10 protein-coding genes, 4 tRNA genes and 1 pseudogene are annotated in these 19710 nt (G+C 64.0%); 6 read left to right on the top strand and 9 right to left on the bottom strand.

Translation table 11 applies throughout. The features are described from left to right. Positions 1-206 precede the first annotated feature (206 nt). On the top strand, positions 207-10424 hold the full coding sequence (locus ACA097_RS23500) for a DUF5801 repeats-in-toxin domain-containing protein (protein WP_371366339.1): 10218 nt from the start codon (positions 207-209) through the stop codon (positions 10422-10424). 161 nt (positions 10425-10585) lie between these two features. Here ACA097_RS23500 and ACA097_RS23495 read toward each other — a convergent pair whose 3' ends face one another. The 5 genes from ACA097_RS23495 to ACA097_RS23475 form a co-directional block, all read right to left on the bottom strand. Further along, positions 10586-11338 carry a response regulator transcription factor gene (locus ACA097_RS23495; RefSeq protein ID WP_371366337.1) on the bottom strand — a complete coding sequence of 251 codons (753 nt, stop codon included), beginning with the start codon at positions 11336-11338 and terminating at the stop codon, positions 10586-10588. Positions 11339-12107: 769 nt separating this feature from the next. Continuing rightward, positions 12108-12183, bottom strand: a tRNA-Gly gene (locus ACA097_RS23490). Positions 12184-12281: 98 nt separating this feature from the next. Next, a tRNA-Gly gene (locus ACA097_RS23485) sits at positions 12282-12357 on the bottom strand. Between the two features lie 84 nt (positions 12358-12441). Next, positions 12442-12517 (bottom strand) — tRNA-Gly (locus ACA097_RS23480). A 2-nt stretch (positions 12518-12519) separates the two neighbouring features. Further along, positions 12520-12595, bottom strand: a tRNA-Glu gene (locus ACA097_RS23475). A 217-nt stretch (positions 12596-12812) separates the two neighbouring features. Between ACA097_RS23475 and ACA097_RS23470 the strand changes: the two genes are divergently transcribed. The 4 genes and pseudogenes from ACA097_RS23470 to ACA097_RS23455 form a co-directional block, all read left to right on the top strand. Next, positions 12813-13586 carry a hypothetical protein gene (locus ACA097_RS23470; protein ID WP_371366335.1) on the top strand — a complete coding sequence of 258 codons (774 nt, stop codon included), beginning with the start codon at positions 12813-12815 and terminating at the stop codon, positions 13584-13586. A 40-nt stretch (positions 13587-13626) separates the two neighbouring features. After that, positions 13627-14304 carry a glutathione S-transferase family protein gene (locus ACA097_RS23465; protein ID WP_371366333.1) on the top strand — a complete coding sequence of 226 codons (678 nt, stop codon included), beginning with the start codon at positions 13627-13629 and terminating at the stop codon, positions 14302-14304. Between the two features lie 97 nt (positions 14305-14401). Beyond that, on the top strand, positions 14402-14599 hold the full coding sequence (locus ACA097_RS23460) for a hypothetical protein (RefSeq protein ID WP_371366331.1): 198 nt from the start codon (positions 14402-14404) through the stop codon (positions 14597-14599). Next, positions 14563-14745 (top strand): annotated as a pseudogene (locus ACA097_RS23455) (transposase); the annotation flags it as partial. The gene ACA097_RS23460 and the pseudogene ACA097_RS23455, both read left to right, overlap by 37 nt. A gap of 107 nt (positions 14746-14852) precedes the next feature. On the opposite strand, the gene ACA097_RS23450 reads toward ACA097_RS23455, so the two are convergent. Continuing rightward, a complete protein-coding gene (locus tag ACA097_RS23450) occupies positions 14853-15335 on the bottom strand; it encodes a GAF domain-containing protein (protein ID WP_371366329.1) in 483 nt (160 codons plus the stop codon). Further along, positions 15332-16225, bottom strand: a complete 894-nt coding sequence (locus ACA097_RS23445; protein ID WP_371366327.1) for an ATP-binding protein — start codon at positions 16223-16225, stop codon at positions 15332-15334. Before ACA097_RS23445 ends, ACA097_RS23450 begins: the two co-directional genes overlap by 4 nt. A gap of 135 nt (positions 16226-16360) precedes the next feature. Here ACA097_RS23445 and ACA097_RS23440 point away from each other — a divergent pair, with 135 nt between their 5' ends. Next, the gene (locus ACA097_RS23440; protein ID WP_371366325.1) at positions 16361-18685 is read left to right on the top strand and encodes an ATP-binding protein; all 2325 of its coding nucleotides are present in this window, start codon (positions 16361-16363) and stop codon (positions 18683-18685) included. Positions 18686-18714: 29 nt separating this feature from the next. Here ACA097_RS23440 and ACA097_RS23435 read toward each other — a convergent pair whose 3' ends face one another. Together ACA097_RS23435 and ACA097_RS23430 are read right to left on the bottom strand one after the other, a co-directional pair. Beyond that, positions 18715-19182 (bottom strand): MarR family winged helix-turn-helix transcriptional regulator, encoded by a 468-nt coding sequence (locus tag ACA097_RS23435; protein WP_371366323.1) that lies wholly within the window; start codon positions 19180-19182, stop codon positions 18715-18717. After that, a complete protein-coding gene (locus ACA097_RS23430; RefSeq protein ID WP_371366321.1) occupies positions 19179-19664 on the bottom strand; it encodes a glutathione peroxidase in 486 nt (161 codons plus the stop codon). Before ACA097_RS23430 ends, ACA097_RS23435 begins: the two co-directional genes overlap by 4 nt. Positions 19665-19710 lie beyond the last annotated feature (46 nt).

Raw genomic sequence — 19710 nt, 5'->3', positions numbered from 1 at the left:
AATGGCGCGGCTCCTCCATAGCATCCCGCCCTACTCCCCCTCCCGAATAGTCAGAAACTCCCACCCCGTCTAGGAGTATCCGCCGATGCGCCCCTCCCGGCGCTTAAGGATAGTTGTGGCATGTAGCCATCCAGCTATGTGGCCAGGTAGCAGAAAAAGGGCCGCGTTCGACCGCGACAACGGGAATTGCTCACGAGGAAGACGCCATGAACATGCATCACAAGAAACACCTGCACCTCACGCATCACCTGGTCAGTTTCCCCTCTTTCCATCTGCTGCCCCTCTGCCAGGCGATCCGAACAGGCGACGACACGGGTCTCATCCTCGCCAGCAGTCACTTCCCCCTGTATACGCCGAGCGTCACCTCCGACCAGAGTGACTACGCACCCGGCAGCACCGCGCTCTTCACCGCCAGCGGCATCGCCGCCGGCAGCACGGTGGAGTTCAAGGTGCAGCACGCCGTAGGCGCCGGCGCGGATAACGTCTGGGGTACGCCCGACGATGTGCTCGGCAACAACAGCGGCGCCGGGCACGAAGCCTGGTCCGTGACCGACGGCGGGCCCGGCGACCTCGACGGCAAGGTCAACGGCAGCGTCACCACCTCGTGGTACGTGAACCCCGACGACTCGGCTGGCGCGACCTTCCAGCTCAGCGCGACGACTGCGGGCGCCGACGGTGCGTTCGGCACCGCCGACGACTCGACGGCGACCGCCTCCTTCACCGACAGCACCCCGGGCGTCACGGCGACGGGCGTGACCGTGTCGATCGACGAAACGGCCGGATTGCAGAACGCCACCGCCACGCCAAGCCCCGCGGAAGACGCCAACGACAACGACATCCTGGTGACCTCCCTGCCCACGGCCTTCTCCGGTCGCCTGACCGGCCTTGGCGCAGGCACCCCGGCACGGGCGGCCTTGAGCGGCTATACCGGCGCCGCGGGCAATACGGGCAGCGATGCCTTCACCCTCACGCCCCCACCGGGCGGCAGCATCACCGGCGTCGCCTTCACCGACAGCCTCGGCGCAGCGCTCAATGGCCTGGACAGCGGGCTGACGACCCTCGACGGCACCCACATCCTTCTCTACACGGATACCTCCGACAACAACATCCTCCTGGGCCGCGCGGGGAGCTCGAGCGGCGCCATCGTGTTCGCCGCCTATATCCAGGAAACCGGCTCGCCGCCCACCGGGGGCAAGATCTGGACCGTTGAATACCAGCCGCTGCAGCATCCGGACGCCACCAACCCCGACGATGCCGTGAACCTGCTGAACAAGGTCTTCATCGGCACCACCCAGGACCTGACCTTCAGCCTGGCCAATGCGCCCTCCGGGCAGAACCTGTTCCTGATGTTCACCACCGCGACGCCGCACACCGAGACCGTTGGCGGGGTGGTGCGGATCACCGATCCGACCATCATCGCGACCGGCAAGGACCCGGCCAACCAGTCCACCGGCGTCAACATCAACACCGGCGACACCATCAACACCAGCCAGGCGGGCGGGCCGACCACCTTCGGCACCAACAACCAGATGATCACGGAGCAGGAAGGCATCCGCTTCACCTTCGTCACCGGTGCCCGGCAGAACGTGACCATCCCCAACCTCGACCAGAACGAAGCCGACGTGGAAGCCAACATCGACTTCACCGGCGTCTTCATGGCGCGGACTGCCAGCTTCGACATCGTCCAGCTGCAGAGCGGCAAGAGCGCCGTGGTCAAGATCAGCGCGCTCAACACCGCGGCTGAGCCGGGCGTGAATTTCGTCGACGGTTATGGAAATGACTCGTCGGTTGCCATCACCAATGTCCGGGTCATCAACAGCGCCACCGGACAGGTGATCGAGAACTCGAACGGATCGGTGAACGATCCCTCCATCGTCATCACCATTTCCGGCGGGATTGCGACCATCACCGGCGTGAAGGCCGGCTACAAGATCGAATACACCACCAGTGCGGATCACGACCGCGTGCTCATCGAGAACGGCGCCGCCCTCAACGCCTCGGGCAATACCCACGCCGACTTCGATATCGGCGGCTTCAAGCTGGTCCAGGTCTCCAACACGACCGCCGAGATCGGCTCGAAGATGATCTTCGAAGATGATGGCCCGTCGGCAACCGGCACCCCGGTGGCCGGCACCGTCGACGAAGACGGCCTGACCAATGGCATCGCCGGCGGCGTCGGTGACGTGACAGGCGAAGCGACGACGGCGACCGGCAGCGTTACCGGCATCTTCCAGTCCGGCGCCGATGCACCGCTGACCTACTCCCTGGCGACCGATACCAGCGGACTCCCGGCTTTGAGCTCGGGCGGCGTGGCCCTGGTCTACAGCGTCTCCGGCAACACCCTTACGGCCAAAGCCGGCGTAGGTGGTGCCGATGTATTCACCCTGAGCGTTACCGCCACGGGCGACTACACCTTCACCCTGCTCAAGCCGCTCGATCACCCGGCCGGTAATGACGAAAACGACATCACCATCAACCTCGGCACCCTGCTGAAAGCCACCGACTACGACGGTGACAGCGTCACGGCTGCCGCCGACAAGCTGGTCATCACCGTCGATGACGACACTCCGACCGCAGCCGGTACTCCGGTGGCCGGCACCGTCGACGAAGACGGCCTGGCCAACGGCATCGCCGGCGGCGTCGGCGACGTGGCAGGCGAAGAGACGACGGCGACCGGCAGCATCACCGGCATCTTCCAGTCCGGTGCCGACACCCCGCTGACCTACTCGCTGTCGACCGATACCAGCGGACTCCCGGCTTTGAGCTCGGGCGGCGTGGCCCTGGTCTACAGCGTCTCCGGCAACACCCTTACGGCCAAAGCCGGCGTAGGTGGTGCCGATGTATTCACCCTGAGCGTTACCGCCACGGGCGACTACACCTTCACCCTGCTCAAGCCGCTCGATCACCCGGCCGGCAATGACGAAAACGACATCACCATCAACCTCGGCACCCTGCTGAAAGCCACCGATTACGACGGTGACAGCGTCACGGCTGCCGCCGACAAGCTGGTCATCACCGTCGATGACGACACTCCGACCGCAGCCGGTACTCCGGTGGCTGGCACCGTCGACGAAGACGGCCTGGCCAACGGCATCGCCGGCGGCGTCGGCGACGTGGCAGGCGAAGAGACGACGGCGACCGGCAGCATCACCGGCATCTTCCAGTCCGGTGCCGACACCCCGCTGACCTACTCGCTGTCGACCGATACCAGCGGACTCCCGGCTTTGAGCTCGGGCGGCGTGGCCCTGGTCTACAGCGTCTCCGGCAACACCCTTACGGCCAAAGCCGGCGTAGGTGGTGCCGATGTATTCACCCTGAGCGTTACCGCCACGGGCGACTACACCTTCACCCTGCTCAAGCCGCTCGATCACCCGGCCGGTAATGACGAAAACGACATCACCATCAACCTCGGCACCCTGCTGAAAGCCACCGACTACGACGGTGACAGCGTCACGGCTGCCGCCGACAAGCTGGTCATCACCGTCGATGACGACACCCCGACGGCAACCGGCACCCCGGTGGCCGGCACCGTCGACGAAGACGGCCTGACCAATGGCATCGCCGGCGGCGTCGGCGACGTGGCTGGCGAAGAGACGACGGCGACCGGCAGCATCACCGGCATCTTCCAGTCCGGTGCCGACACCCCGCTGACCTACTCGCTGTCGACCGACACCAGCGGACTACCCGCACTCAGCTCGGGTGGCGTGGCACTGGTCTACAGCGTGTCGGGCAATACCCTCACCGCAAAAGCCGGTGTAGGTGGTGCCGATGTATTCACCCTGAGCGTTACCGCCACGGGCGACTACACCTTCACCCTGCTCAAGCCGCTCGATCACCCGGCCGGCAATGACGAAAACGACATCACCATCAACCTCGGCACCCTGCTGAAAGCCACCGACTACGACGGTGACAGCGTCACGGCTGCCGCCGACAAGCTGGTCATCACCGTCGACGACGACACCCCGACCGCAGCCGGTACTCCGGTGGCTGGCACCGTCGACGAAGACGGCCTCACCAACGGCATCGCCGGCGGCGTCGGCGACGTGGCTGGCGAAGAGACGACGGCGACCGGCAGCATCACCGGCATCTTCCAGTCCGGTGCCGACACCCCGCTGACCTACTCGCTGTCGACCGACACCAGCGGACTACCCGCACTCAGCTCGGGTGGCGTGGCACTGGTCTACAGCGTGTCGGGCAATACCCTTACGGCCAAAGCCGGCGTAGGTGGTGCCGATGTATTCACCCTGAGCGTTACCGCCACGGGCGACTACACCTTCACCCTGCTCAAGCCGCTCGATCACCCGGCCGGTAATGACGAAAACGACATCACCATCAACCTCGGCACCCTGCTGAAAGCCACCGACTACGACGGTGACAGCGTCACGGCTGCCGCCGACAAGCTGGTCATCACCGTCGATGACGACACCCCGACCGCAGCCGGTACTCCGGTGGCTGGCACCGTCGACGAAGACGGCCTGGCCAACGGCATCGCCGGCGGCGTCGGCGACGTGGCAGGCGAAGAGACGACGGCGACCGGCAGCATCACCGGCATCTTCCAGTCCGGTGCCGACACCCCGCTGACCTACTCGCTGTCGACCGACACCAGCGGACTACCCGCACTCAGCTCGGGTGGCGTGGCACTGGTCTACAGCGTGTCGGGCAATACCCTTACGGCCAAAGCCGGCGTAGGTGGTGCCGATGTATTCACCCTGAGCGTTACCGCCACGGGCGACTACACCTTCACCCTGCTCAAGCCGCTGGATCACCCAGCCGGCAATGACGAAAACGACATCACCATCAACCTCGGCACCCTGCTGAAAGCCACCGACTACGACGGTGACAGCGTCACGGCTGCCGCCGACAAGCTGGTCATCACCGTCGATGACGACACTCCGACCGCAGCCGGTACTCCGGTGGCCGGCACCGTCGACGAAGACGGCCTCACCAACGGCATCGCCGGCGGCGTCGGCGACGTGGCTGGCGAAGAGACGACGGCGACCGGCAGCATCACCGGCATCTTCCAGTCCGGTGCCGACACCCCGCTGACCTACTCGCTGTCGACCGACACCAGCGGACTACCCGCACTCAGCTCGGGTGGCGTGGCACTGGTCTACAGCGTGTCGGGCAATACCCTCACCGCAAAAGCCGGTGTAGGTGGTGCCGATGTATTCACCCTGAGCGTTACCGCCACGGGCGACTACACCTTCACCCTGCTCAAGCCGCTCGATCACCCGGCCGGCAATGACGAAAACGACATCACCATCAACCTCGGCACCCTGCTGAAAGCCACCGACTACGACGGTGACAGCGTCACGGCTGCCGCCGACAAGCTGGTCATCACCGTCGATGACGACACTCCGACCGCAGCCGGTACTCCGGTGGCCGGCACCGTCGACGAAGACGGCCTGGCCAACGGCATCGCCGGCGGCGTCGGCGACGTGGCTGGCGAAGAGACGACGGCGACCGGCAGCATCACCGGCATCTTCCAGTCCGGTGCCGACACCCCGCTGACCTACTCGCTGTCGACCGACACCAGCGGACTACCCGCACTCAGCTCGGGTGGCGTGGCACTGGTCTACAGCGTGTCGGGCAATACCCTCACCGCAAAAGCCGGTGTAGGTGGTGCCGATGTATTCACCCTGAGCGTTACCGCCACGGGCGACTACACCTTCACCCTGCTCAAGCCGCTCGATCACCCGGCCGGCAATGACGAAAACGACATCACCATCAACCTCGGCACCCTGCTGAAAGCCACCGATTACGACGGTGACAGCGTCACGGCTGCCGCCGACAAGCTGGTCATCACCGTCGATGACGACACCCCGACCGCAGCCGGTACTCCGGTGGCTGGCACCGTCGACGAAGACGGCCTCACCAACGGCATCGCCGGCGGCGTCGGCGACGTGGCTGGCGAAGAGACGACGGCGACCGGCAGCATCACCGGCATCTTCCAGTCCGGTGCCGACACCCCGCTGACCTACTCGCTGTCGACCGACACCAGCGGACTACCCGCACTCAGCTCGGGTGGCGTGGCACTGGTCTACAGCGTGTCGGGCAATACCCTCACCGCAAAAGCCGGTGTAGGTGGTGCCGATGTATTCACCCTGAGCGTTACCGCCACGGGCGACTACACCTTCACCCTGCTCAAGCCGCTCGATCACCCGGCCGGCAATGACGAAAACGACATCACCATCAACCTCGGCACCCTGCTGAAAGCCACCGACTACGACGGTGACAGCGTCACGGCTGCCGCCGACAAGCTGGTCATCACCGTCGATGACGACACTCCGACCGCAGCCGGTACTCCGGTGGCCGGCACCGTCGACGAAGACGGCCTGGCCAACGGCATCGCCGGCGGCGTCGGCGACGTGGCTGGCGAAGAGACGACGGCGACCGGCAGCATCACCGGCATCTTCCAGTCCGGTGCCGACACCCCGCTGACCTACTCGCTGTCGACCGACACCAGCGGACTACCCGCACTCAGCTCGGGTGGCGTGGCACTGGTCTACAGCGTGTCGGGCAATACCCTCACCGCAAAAGCCGGTGTAGGTGGTGCCGATGTATTCACCCTGAGCGTTACCGCCACGGGCGACTACACCTTCACCCTGCTCAAGCCGCTCGATCACCCGGCCGGCAATGACGAAAACGACATCACCATCAACCTCGGCACCCTGCTGAAAGCCACCGATTACGACGGTGACAGCGTCACGGCTGCCGCCGACAAGCTGGTCATCACCGTCGATGACGACACCCCGACCGCAGCCGGTACTCCGGTGGCTGGCACCGTCGACGAAGACGGCCTCACCAACGGCATCGCCGGCGGCGTCGGCGACGTGGCTGGCGAAGAGACGACGGCGACCGGCAGCATCACCGGCATCTTCCAGTCCGGTGCCGACACCCCGCTGACCTACTCGCTGTCGACCGACACCAGCGGACTACCCGCACTCAGCTCGGGTGGCGTGGCACTGGTCTACAGCGTGTCGGGCAATACCCTTACGGCCAAAGCCGGCGTAGGTGGTGCCGATGTATTCACCCTGAGCGTTACCGCCACGGGCGACTACACCTTCACCCTGCTCAAGCCGCTCGATCACCCGGCCGGTAATGACGAAAACGACATCACCATCAACCTCGGCACCCTGCTGAAAGCCACCGACTACGACGGTGACAGCGTCACGGCTGCCGCCGACAAGCTGGTCATCACCGTCGATGACGACACCCCGACCGCAGCCGGTACTCCGGTGGCTGGCACCGTCGACGAAGACGGCCTGGCCAACGGCATCGCCGGCGGCGTCGGCGACGTGGCAGGCGAAGAGACGACGGCGACCGGCAGCATCACCGGCATCTTCCAGTCCGGTGCCGACACCCCGCTGACCTACTCGCTGTCGACCGACACCAGCGGACTACCCGCACTCAGCTCGGGTGGCGTGGCACTGGTCTACAGCGTGTCGGGCAATACCCTCACCGCAAAAGCCGGTGTAGGTGGTGCCGATGTATTCACCCTGAGCGTTACCGCCACGGGCGACTACACCTTCACCCTGCTCAAGCCGCTCGATCACCCGGCCGGCAATGACGAAAACGACATCACCATCAACCTCGGCACCCTGCTGAAAGCCACCGACTACGACGGTGACAGCGTCACGGCTGCCGCCGACAAGCTGGTCATCACCGTCGATGACGACACCCCGACGGCAACCGGCACCCCGGTGGCCGGCACCGTCGACGAAGACGGCCTGGCCAACGGCATCGCCGGCGGCGTCGGCGACGTGGCTGGCGAAGAGACGACGGCGACCGGCAGCGTTACCGGCATCTTCCAGTCCGGCGCCGATGCACCGCTGACCTACTCCCTGGCGACCGATACCAGCGGGCTACCCGCACTCAGCTCGGGTGGCGTGGCACTGGTCTACAGCGTGTCGGGCAACACCCTCACCGCCACGGCCGGTGCGGGTGGCGCCACCGTCTTTACCCTCAGTCTGACGTCCGCAGGGAATTACACCTTCACCCTGCTCAAGCCGCTCGATCACCCGGCCGGTAATGACGAAAACGACATCACCATCAACCTCGGCACCCTGCTGAAAGCCACCGACTACGACGGTGACAGCGTCACGGCTGCCGCCGACAAGCTGGTCATCACCGTCGATGACGACACCCCGACCGCAGCCGGTACTCCGGTGGCTGGCACCGTCGACGAAGACGGCCTCACCAACGGCATCGCCGGCGGCGTCGGCGACGTGGCTGGCGAAGAGACGACGGCGACCGGCAGCATCACCGGCATCTTCCAGTCCGGCGCCGATGCACCGCTGACCTACTCCCTGGCGACCGATACCAGCGGGCTACCCGCACTCAGCTCGGGTGGCGTGGCACTGGTCTACAGCGTGTCGGGCAACACCCTCACCGCCACGGCCGGTGCGGGTGGCGCCACCGTCTTTACCCTCAGTCTGACGTCCGCAGGGAATTACACCTTCACCCTGCTCAAGCCGCTCGATCACCCGGCCGGTAATGACGAAAACGACATCACCATCAACCTCGGCACCCTGCTGAAAGCCACCGACTACGACGGTGACAGCGTCACGGCTGCCGCCGACAAGCTGGTCATCACCGTCGATGACGACACCCCGACCGCAGCCGGTACTCCGGTGGCTGGCACCGTCGACGAAGACGGCCTCACCAACGGCATCGCCGGCGGCGTCGGCGACGTGGCTGGCGAAGAGACGACGGCGACCGGCAGCATCACCGGCATCTTCCAGTCCGGTGCCGACACCCCGCTGACCTACTCGCTGTCGACCGACACCAGCGGACTACCCGCACTCAGCTCGGGTGGCGTGGCACTGGTCTACAGCGTGTCGGGCAATACCCTTACGGCCAAAGCCGGCGTAGGTGGTGCCGATGTATTCACCCTGAGCGTTACCGCCACGGGCGACTACACCTTCACCCTGCTCAAGCCGCTCGATCACCCGGCCGGTAATGACGAAAACGACATCACCATCAACCTCGGCACCCTGCTGAAAGCCACCGACTACGACGGTGACAGCGTGACGGCCGCCGCCAACAAGCTGGCCATCACCGTCGACGACGACACCCCGACACTCGCCTTCGGCAACCTGGTCGGGACCGGTAGCATCCTTCCGCAAATCGGGTTCTGGAACATGGGGTCAGGAGCTGACGGCCTGGGCGCAGCTGGCCTGGATATCTCGTTGGTGAACAACCAGTTCACCCTCGTCAGGCCCGACAACACCACCACGACCGGGACCGGCACGCTCACCGAGGACTCCGTCTCGCCAGATGCCAATGGCGCGTACCATTTCTCCGGAACCTTGACTGGTGATTTCGACAACAACGCCGCAACGGCGGACACGACCGTCCACTACACGCTGACCGCCAATGCCGATGGCACCTACGCACTGGACCTGGTGGAAGGCTTCAAGTCGACGATCGTCCTCAGCAGCGCCGACGGCTCGCTCGACGCCGGCGGCCCGGACCCGGTGCGCACACTGACGATCGGTACGGAAAGTGTCGTCTTCTTCGCCGCGGACCCGCTGGCGCCGCAGACCGGCCCGAACAGCATCCTGACCGGCGTCGGCGTCGGGGCATCCGACCCGACCGAAGCGCAACTGCAGACCACCCCGCTGCCGTCGTACATCGGCACGGCGGCCATGAACGTCAGCACGTCCGGCATCGGCATTGCCAACAACAACCTGGAGGGCAACAACACGGCCGGCATCAACGCCGGTGACGAGAGCTTCGTCATCAACCCGCAGACCTTGCTGACAGCCATGAAGGTCTTCATCGACAACTCGCTGCAGGGATACGACCCGTCTACGGAAGAGCTGTACTACACGATCTACTACGAAGACGGCACGACCTCGGGCACGCCGAAGAAAGTGCTTGCCGCTGACCTGCATGCGGAATCGGGAGGACAGCAATCCTTCCTCGTCCAATGGGATGGCACCCACAAGATCGACGCGGTGCAGCTCACGATGGGCAAGGGCGCGGTGAAGATCCCGGTGATCCAGTTCATCCAGGAGACCGAGAACCTGGCCAGCGATATCCAGCTGGCATTCAACGCGACGGTGACCGACAAGGACGGCGATTCGGCGACGAGCAGCTTTACCGCCAACCTGGCGGCCAACGAGGTGTCCGGATCGCTCTTCGACTACACCCTGGCCGGCACGACCGGCGTGCGCGATTCGTTCAACGTCGACCTGTCGGCCACCGAGAGCAAGTACCAGATCACCGGTTTCGATGCGGGCGCAGGCCAGCACGACACCCTGGTGCTCAACGGTGACCAGAATGCCGTGGTCCAGTCGATCGACAACTCCGGCGCCAACAGCATCGTCACGGTTCACGAGTCCGGCGGGCAGAACACGATCATTACCCTGGTCGGGGTCGACGTGCAGAACACCGACATAGTCTTCGGCTCGGCCTGACGCATCGAGGTGTGAACGAATGCGAGGGTGGTGTGGAAACCACCCTCGCTTTTTTCAGTTGGGTTCGGCTCGATCGAATCCGCGGAGCAAGCTCGGGGAACACGAGACGTGAAGTATGTCGGGGGGAAATACAGGCTGCAGGACACCTGGGGGGTGGAGCCCTAGGCGTCCCGAAGAGGGGAATGGCTCTGGTTTCGATCCAGTTCCACCCAGGTGGATTCGGGCGGCTCATCGCTGCTGGTGAGACCGTGCTTCAGCGCATACATCAGCAAGTCCATGCGATTGATGAGATCGAGCTTCTGATAAATGCTGCTGAGGTGGTTGTGCACGGTGTGCTCGCTGATACCCAGGCGCTCGGCGATGCTCATGTACTTGGCGGACGGCTCTTCGACGATGGCGCGAATCAGTTCCCTCTCGCGCAGCGTCAACTTCGCCTGCTTCGCCTGCTCCTGATTGCACTTCAAGGGTATGCGCGCGGTTGCGGCATAGCCGGAAAGCCCGCCAGCCCACGCCCTGTCCCGCCCGATGTCGCGATGGTGGACGTTGATGATGGCCTGGATGATCGACTCCGTCGGATCTTCCGCCAGCACGATTCCGCGGGCGCCGACCTCTATCGCCTGGGCAACGGGCACGGCTTCGTAGAGGCCCTTGAGTACCAGCACCTTCATGTCGGCACTGCGGGTGAGTTCCGCGACGACCTCCAGCGGATCCAGCGCATCCGGGAAGAAACTGAAAAAAACCACATCGGGGCGCACCTGATCGGCAAGATCCAGGGCATAGGTATAGGTAGTGGCCTGACCGCTCACTTCCATCGTGGGCTTCCTGGCACTGATCAAGTCATGAAGACCCATGAGGACGAGAGGGCGACAATCGATCAGCATTACGCGTATCGGCTTTGCCTGGTCAGTCACCATCTTTCCAGCCCTTTGAAAAATGAACCCTTGCCTTCCAGGCGAGCCAGTTCATGCAAATAGCTCGATCGTCTGAGCACATCGAGCGGGTCGGTAGGCCTTGTCGGTGTCTGCCAGAGCATTGGCCTGGAACACCCAAGACTCACTCGCCATGACGGCCGGCTTGCGGACGCTTCCCATGGCCGGGAAAGCCACTGCGAGCAGCAAACAGGAAGCATTATCAACAGCTTGCGCATGTTGATGTGCTCCCTTGGACCGTTAACCTGAGTCTAGGACCACTCAGGTGCCATTTCAGCCCGCCCATCTGTCAGTCATCGGCCCGGACTCTCTGCGGACTGCCCGCTGATTTTCAATTAAGTCCCTTTAAATCAGTAAATTAGCCGAAAATCCCGTGATCCCCCTCTCATCGTAAATGTCAATTAACCGACGAATGGCGCGAATAAAATCAAGAATCAAAAATACCGCCAATTTATCGACGAATATTCAACACCACCTGCGGCCGCTCAATCGTGCCAGTCGGTGATCCGCGGACGGCCCAGGCCGCCCCGCCCGGCAGGTTCGGAACCTCAACGGAGCAGCGAGCAAGCGTCAGACAGGAAGAGAGATGCCCGTTGCCGGGAGCCGCATTGAGCGCTCCCGACAGGATCAGGTCTTTGCCTTCGCCGAGAGGCTGGGACGGGGAGTCCCGAGATAGGGGGCGGAAACGAAAAAAGGGCCTTTCGGCCCTTTTTCATCGATAGGCAGATGCAATGGACATCTGCAAATCGTTATTTGGAGCGGGAAACGAGACTCGAACTCGCGACCCCGACCTTGGCAAGGTCGTGCTCTACCAACTGAGCTATTCCCGCTTGGGTTCTGCTACCGCCGACGCTTGGCCGGCGGTGAATGAAAAAGGCTGCGCTCGGCAGCCTTTGTTCATGGAACACCGCAGAAGGATGTTCCGAATTGGAGCGGGAAACGAGACTCGAACTCGCGACCCCGACCTTGGCAAGGTCGTGCTCTACCAACTGAGCTATTCCCGCATCAATTTTCTTGCAGCTTCCGGCTTTCACCGGAGCCTAACGCCATTTCAATTACGCCTGCCGCCTTGGCGACAAACGAGAATTTGGAGCGGGAAACGAGACTCGAACTCGCGACCCCGACCTTGGCAAGGTCGTGCTCTACCAACTGAGCTATTCCCGCAATGGCGTCCCCTAGGGGACTCGAACCCCTGTTACCGCCGTGAAAGGGCGGTGTCCTAGGCCACTAGACGAAGGGGACGCGGCCCGGAACTTACAACAGCTTTTCCGGCTTCTTCGCTCTGCCTTGCGGCTTTCGCGTCGAAGTGGCGCGCATTCTATGGATGCTTTCAGGGGGCGTCAACCCTTATGGAAAATATTTTTTAAATCAAAGACTTCAGGGCATTTTGTGATCCCCTGCTATGAGCGCTGGCGGCAAGCCATTACACTCGAAGAAAACCCTTAAGGGAGATCCACAGGTGTCGCCACTCGTCATTACCGCATTGGTTGTCGTCGGCATCGCCCTCCTGGTGGCCATCGTCTTCATCAATCAACAGATGGAGAGCCGCAAACTGGAGAAGGCCCGGCAGAAAGCGGATTTGCTCGATCGCTACAGACGCTGCTCGGAAATCTCCGAGACCCTGCCCGGTCAATTCATCTCCCCCGCCCTCAAATTGCTGCTTTCGCGCTTCGAACTGAGCCTGGGCGAGCGCCTGCTCGCACTGGACAAGTCCAATGCCCAGATCGGCGAGCGCGTCACCGAGCTGCGCCGCCTGGTCGGCCAGGGTGAAGCCATCCAGGTACGCAATGCGCCGCAGATCATCCTGACCGAAGCCAAGGCCAAGGACGTGCGCTTTCTCTTCGAAGCGCTGCACGCACAGATCACCCGTTTCGCCCAGGAAGGCCAGCTGCCGCGCAACGACGCCCAGCGCTGGGTCAAGGAAATCCGTCACCTGCTGACCCTGCTGCACATCGAGTTCTTCGGCAACCTCGGCCAGCAGGCCCTGCAACAAGGGCAGCCACGCCAGGCGCGGCTGGCCTTCGAGCGCGGCGTGCAATACCTGCAGAAGCAACCGGAGCTCGGCCGCTATCAGGCGCAACTGCAACAGATGGAGCAGCAGCTCAACCGCGCCAACGCCCTGGTCCTGGAAAGCAGCGCACCGGTGGAACAGGAGCCCAGCGAGCTGACCGACGGCCTGAAAGCCCTCGACGAAGACGATATCTGGCGCAAGAAGAACCTCTACGACGACTGACAGTCGCTTCGCCAGCCAGCCCCTGCAACCAGGAGACAGCATGAGCCTGATCCTTTATGGCGCCCCCCTTTCACCCTTCGTCCGCAAGGTCCGCGTGTTCCTTGCCGAGAAAGGCCTGGACCACCAGCTGGAGAACGTCGATCCGTTCAACCAGCCGGACTGGTACGCCGAGCTGAACCCGCTGCGGCGCATCCCGGCGCTGCGCGATGGCGACATTACCCTCGCCGACTCCAGCGTCATCTGCCATTACCTGGAAGAGCGCAACCCCGAGCTCGCTGCCCTGTGCGGCAATGGCGCCCTGTCCCGCGCACGGGTCAGCTGGCTGGAAAAGTACGCCGACTATGAAGTAGCACCACTGGCCACCTTCACCGTGTTCCGCAACCGCCTGCTCAAACCGCTGCTTGGCAAGCTGTGCGACGAAGCGGCCGTAAAAGGCGCCATGCAGGAGAAGCTGCCGGGGCACTTCGACTATCTGGAGCGCACCCTGGGCGACGCCGACTACTTCGTCGACAACCAATTCAGCCTGGCCGACATCGCCATCGCCTGCCAACTGGTGAACATGCGCCACGGCGGAGAGAGCCTCGACAGCCAAAGCTGGCCTCGCCTGGCTGCCCACCTTGAACGGGTGCTGCAGCGCCCTGCCCTGCAGCCCATCCTCGATGGCGAGCGCAAGATCATCGAGAAGATCCGCGCACGCATCGCGCAGACCCCGGCCTGAATGAAAAAGCCCCGCAGATCAAACTGTGTGAAAACCTAGCAGTCCGAGAGCAAGCCCAAGACAATGCCCGTATCGATCGATACGGGCATTGTCTTTTATGGGCTATATCCGCGGTGAAGGGCGTGATCAGGGCAGCTTGTCTCCAGTGTCGCTGGATGAGTGGGTTCCCGAAGAACATCTGGTCCGCGTGATCGAGGCCTACGTGGCGCGGTTGGATTTGCAGCGGCTGGGCTTCACGGCGCAAGCACCTGAGCCTGGCGCCGATCCATCGTCGAGCACCCTTTCGGCAACTTGAAACAGTGGGTATTCGGCAACGGCCGCTTCCTGCTACGGCAGTTAGCGGGTGCCAGGAAAGAGATGGCCCTGGCCGTGCAGGCCTACAACCTCAAGCGTGCGATTCAGGTACTCGGTGCGCGTCGCCTGATCAAGTTGATGGGCTGAGCCCTCAGAAAAGCAAACGCCCCGAACCAGTCGGGGCGCTTGCTTAGCCTTGCTCACAGCGTGTTTTCACACAGTCTGAGATGCGGGGCTTTTTCTTGGAGGGCGAATCAGCAGTCGGTCAAGCGCAGGAAGATCGCCGTCAGACGCTCGATTCCGACTTGGTCCTCGGCGCTGAAGCGACCGACGCTCGGGCTGTCCAGATCGAGCACACCGATCAGCCGACCGTCCTTGAGCAACGGCACCACCAGCTCGCTGTTCGAGGCGCTGTCGCAGGCGATGTGCCCGGGGAACGCATGCACGTCCTCGACCCGCTGGGTCTCGCGAGTACGCGCGGCGGCACCGCAAACGCCCTTGCTGAATGGAATGCGCACGCAGGCCACCTTGCCCTGGAACGGGCCAAGCACCAGCTCTTCGTTGCGATTGAGGTAGAAGCCGGCCCAGTTGAGGTCGCCCAGCTCGTGGAACAGGAAGGCCGAGAACTGCGCGGCGTTGGCGATGAAGTCGCGCTCGTCGGCGAACAGCGACTCCACCTGGGCAGCGAGCATTTCGTAGCCGGCCAGGCCGGCGCCAGTCTGTTGCAGATCGATCATGCCTGCTCTCCTTCCAGCAATTGCTTGCCCACCCAGTAACGGGCGAACTGATAGGCACAACGGCCATTGCGGTTGCCGCGCCCTAGGGCCCAGCGTACGGCTTCCTTCTCCAGCGCTTCGTCCCAGACGAACTTCAGCCCGGACTTGCCAGCCAGCGACTCGACCCAGTGCTGCACCACGCTGAGGAAATGCTCCTGGGTGAAGGGATAGAAGGAGAGCCAGAGGCCGAAGCGGTCGGACAGGGCAATCTTGTCCTCCACCGCCTCGTTCGGATGCAGCTCGCCGTCGACCATCTGCCAGTTGTCGTTGTCGCTCTGCTTCTCCGACACCAGGTGGCGGCGGTTCGAGGTGGCGTATAGCAGCACGTTGTCCGGCGCTTGCTCCAGCGAGCCGTCGAGCACGCTCTTGAGCACGCGATAGTCGCCTTCGCCGGCATCGAACGAGAGGTCGTCGCAGAACAGCACGAAACGCTGCGGGCACCCGGCCAGTTGCTCGACCACGCGCGGCAGATCGGCCAGGTGGTCGCGCTCGATCTCGATCAGGCGCAGCCCGGAGCCGGCCAGCTCGGCCAGCAGCGCGCGCACCAGCGAGGATTTGCCGGTGCCGCGGGCGCCCCACAGCAGCGCGTGGTTGGCGGGCTTGCCGGCGACGAACTGGCGGGTGTTGCGTGCCAGCTGGTCGCGCTGCTTGTCGACCCCGAGCAGGTCGTCAAGGCGCAGGTCGAGATTGACGTTCAGCCCCTGCAGGTAGCCGCTGCGGCCGTCGTGGTGCCAGCGTGCGGCCAGGCAATGCTGCCAGTCGATCGACTCGCGCACTGCCGGTAGCAGCGGCTCAAGGCGGGCCAGCACGCCTTCGGCGCGAGCCAGGAAATCATTCAGACGGGAATCCACGACAGTCTCCAATGGTATTCGGCAACAGGATCACGAACGGGCCGGCGACAGGGCCATGCGCCCCTGCCGACAAGCGGCGGGGTTGGGCTATGCTAGGCGCCAGCTCAGCACACTCGAGGCGAAGTACCGCCGCTCATGGATATCGCGCTAACCCATCGCCTCTCGTTCAAGCAGGCCAGCCTGACGGTGCTGGTGGCGTTTCTTCTCGGCACCCTGCTCAGCCTGATCCAGGTGGGCGTCGATTATGCCAGCCAGGACGCCTCTATCAACCGCGAAGTGCGAGCCCTGCTCGATGTCAGCCACAACCCTGCGGCCCGCATTGCCTACAACATCGACGCCGAGCTCGCCCAGGAACTGGTGGTCGGCCTGCTGCGCTCACCGGCGGTCATCCGCGCAGAAATCATCGACAGCGCCAACGTAGCGCTAGCCAGCGCCAGCCGCCCACCGGCGGAAAGCCGCTTGCGCGGGCTGAGCGACTTCCTTTTCGGGCAGATGCGCGCCTTCGAGGAACCGCTGAACATCGAGCACTCCCCCAGCGAGTCGCTCGGCGTCCTGCGGCTGGAAATCGACACCTTCGTCTTCGGCAACGACTTCCTGCGCCGTGCGGGCATGACGCTGCTCTCCGGCTTCGTCCGCAGCCTGCTCTTGTCGCTGATCCTTCTGGTGCTGTTCTACGCCTTGCTGACCAAACCGCTGGTGAGCCTGATCGACGTCCTCAGCCGCCACGACCCGCGCTCGCCCAAGCGCCTGCGCCTGCCCTGCCCCAGCGGCCACGAGCGCGACGAGATTGGCGTGCTGGTCGAGGTCACCAACCGCCAGCTCAGCCACATCGCGGTCGAGATGGAACAGCGCCGCGAGGCCGAAGACCGCCTCACCCAGTACCTGGCCGAACTGGAGAACATAGTCGCGGCACGCACCGCTGAACTGAAAGCGGCCAACGCCCGCCTGACCCTGTCGAACCAGGAACTGGACCGTGCTCGCCAGACCGCCCTGAACATGGCCCAGGCGCGCGCCAACTTCCTGGCCAGCATGAGCCACGAGATCCGCACCCCGCTCAACGGCCTGCTGGGCATGCTCGGCCTGGCCCTCGACGGCCCGCTGAGCCACGAACAGCGCCAGCAGCTGTCGATCGCCCATGACTCGGGCAAGGTGCTGGTGGAGCTGCTCAACGACGTGCTCGACCTGTCCAAGTTCGAATCCGGCCAGCTGGAACTGGAGAAGATCCCGTTCGACCTCGCCACCCTGGTCGAGGACACCGCCAACCTGCTGTCGCAGAATGCAGCTCCTGCGGTGGAACTCACCTGCCTGATCAGCCCCGAACTGCCGGCGCAACTGGAAGGCGACCCCACGCGCGTGCGCCAGGTGGTCAGCAACCTGCTGTCGAACGCGCTCAAGTTCACCCGCCTGGGCCGTGTCGACGTACGCGTCGAACCCACGGAGAGTGGCGTGCGTATCCTCGTCCGCGACACCGGCATCGGCATCGCCGCCGACGCCCTGCCGCGGATCTTCCAGCCCTTCACCCAAGCCGACGCCGGCATCACCCGCCAGTTCGGCGGCACCGGCCTGGGCCTGGCACTGACACGCAAGCTCTGCGAGGCGATGGAAGGCGAACTGCTGGTCAACTCGCAACCGGGAATGGGCAGCGAGTTCAGCGCGGTCTTGCCGTTGAAGGCGCTGACGCCAGCGCAATCCCTTCCCCCTCTGCAGGGCCGACTGATCGTGCAATGCAGCGCGCGCAGCGGACTGGCCGAGATGCTGCAGACCTGGCTGCCACGGTGGGGCCTGGAATATCGCCGCCTCGACATCGATGCCAGCCTGGCCGGCCTGGAGCTGGACGTGCTGATCTCTGACTGCCCGGACTGCCTTCTGGGCCTGCGCCAGTCCCTGCGCACATGCCCGGTGCTGCTGGCCACCGCATACGGCAGCTTCCTCGATACCGAACTGGTGCAGCGCATGGCGCCATTGCGCCAGCTTGCCCGCCCCCTGGGCCGCGCCGCCTTGCACCAGGCACTTCAGCAGGCGCTCAACGCGCAGCCGCAAGCCACCCCAGGCACTCCGCGCCGACTCGACGGCAGCGGTTATTCAACCCGCGTATTGCTGGTGGAAGACAACCCGGTCAACCAGTTGGTCGCCAAGGGCCTGCTGCAGAAACTTGGCTGCCAGGTCCGCGTTGCCGGCAATGGCGAGGAGGCCCTGAGCGCCCTTGAGCAGGATGACGTCGAGATGGTGCTGATGGACTGCAACATGCCGTTGATGAACGGCTACGAAGCGACCCGGCGCATCCGCGAGAACCCGCGCTGGCAAGGCATGCCGATCATCGCCCTGACCGCCAACGCCCTGCCTGACGAACGCGAACGCTGCCGGGCGGCGGGCATGGACGACTACCTGGCCAAACCCTTCCATCGCGACGAGATGGCAGCGATGCTGGAGCGCTGGGGACGGCCACGCATGGGTATCTAGCGCCCGCCTCCAACGATCCGACCGCCGCCCTAGCCTTCGATCTCGATCAACTGCCGGAGTAGATCGCCCAGCCGCTGGTGCAGTTCTTCCATGGCCTGCGGATCCAGACCGCTGTCGCAAACCAGTTCGTCGCGCAACGGCAGCACCCGCTCACGCATCGTCTTGCCAGACTCGGTCAAGCTCAGGTGAACTTCGCGCTCATCCACACGAGCACGCCGCCGCTGTACCAGGCCGAGCTGTTCCAGGCGCTTGAGCAGCGGCGTCAGGGTTCCGGAGTCGAGCATAAGACGCTCGCCCAGGGCCTTCACCGACGGTTGCTCCGGCGGCTGGGCCTGCCACTCCCACAGCACCAGCATCACCAGGTACTGCGGGTAGGTCAGACCCAGCGCTTCGAGCATCGGCCGGTAGCCGCGGATAATCGCCCGTGACGCGGCGTACAGGCGGAAGCACAACTGGGTGTCGAGCAGCAGCGCCTGCTCCCTGCCCTTGTCACTCATCGCAGCAGCGCTTCGATCTCGGCGGTGAGTTCTTCCGGCTTGGTCATCGGCGCGAAGCGCTTGACCTTGCCGCCATCGCGGCTGATCAGGAACTTGGTGAAGTTCCACTTGATGCCGGAGCTTCCCAGCACACCGGGGGCACGCTTCTTCAACTGCACGTAAAGCGGGTGAGCATCGGCACCATTCACGTCGATCTTCTTGAACAGCGGGAAGCTGACGCCGAAGTTCAGCTCGCAGAACTGGGAAATTTCACCCTCGTCACCCGGCTCCTGCTTGCCGAACTGATTGCAGGGGAAGCCCAGCACCACCAGCCCCTTGTCGCGGTATTTCTCCCACAGCTCTTCCAGGCCCTGGTACTGCGGGGTGAAGCCGCACTTGCTGGCCGTGTTCACCACCAGCAGGGCCTTGCCACCGAAATCGGCGAGGGTTTTCTGCTCGCCCTTGATGGTCGTGCAGGGGATGTTCAGCAGTGCATCGCTCATGGAAATGGCTCCGGGAAAGTAAGGTGGAATAAAAATAGAGAGCAAT

It is taken from the genome of Pseudomonas sp. QL9 (genome assembly GCF_041409665.1).
GTDB classification, from domain to species: Bacteria; Pseudomonadota; Gammaproteobacteria; order Pseudomonadales; family Pseudomonadaceae; genus Pseudomonas; species Pseudomonas knackmussii.
This window is presented reverse-complemented; position numbering and strand designations above follow the sequence as displayed.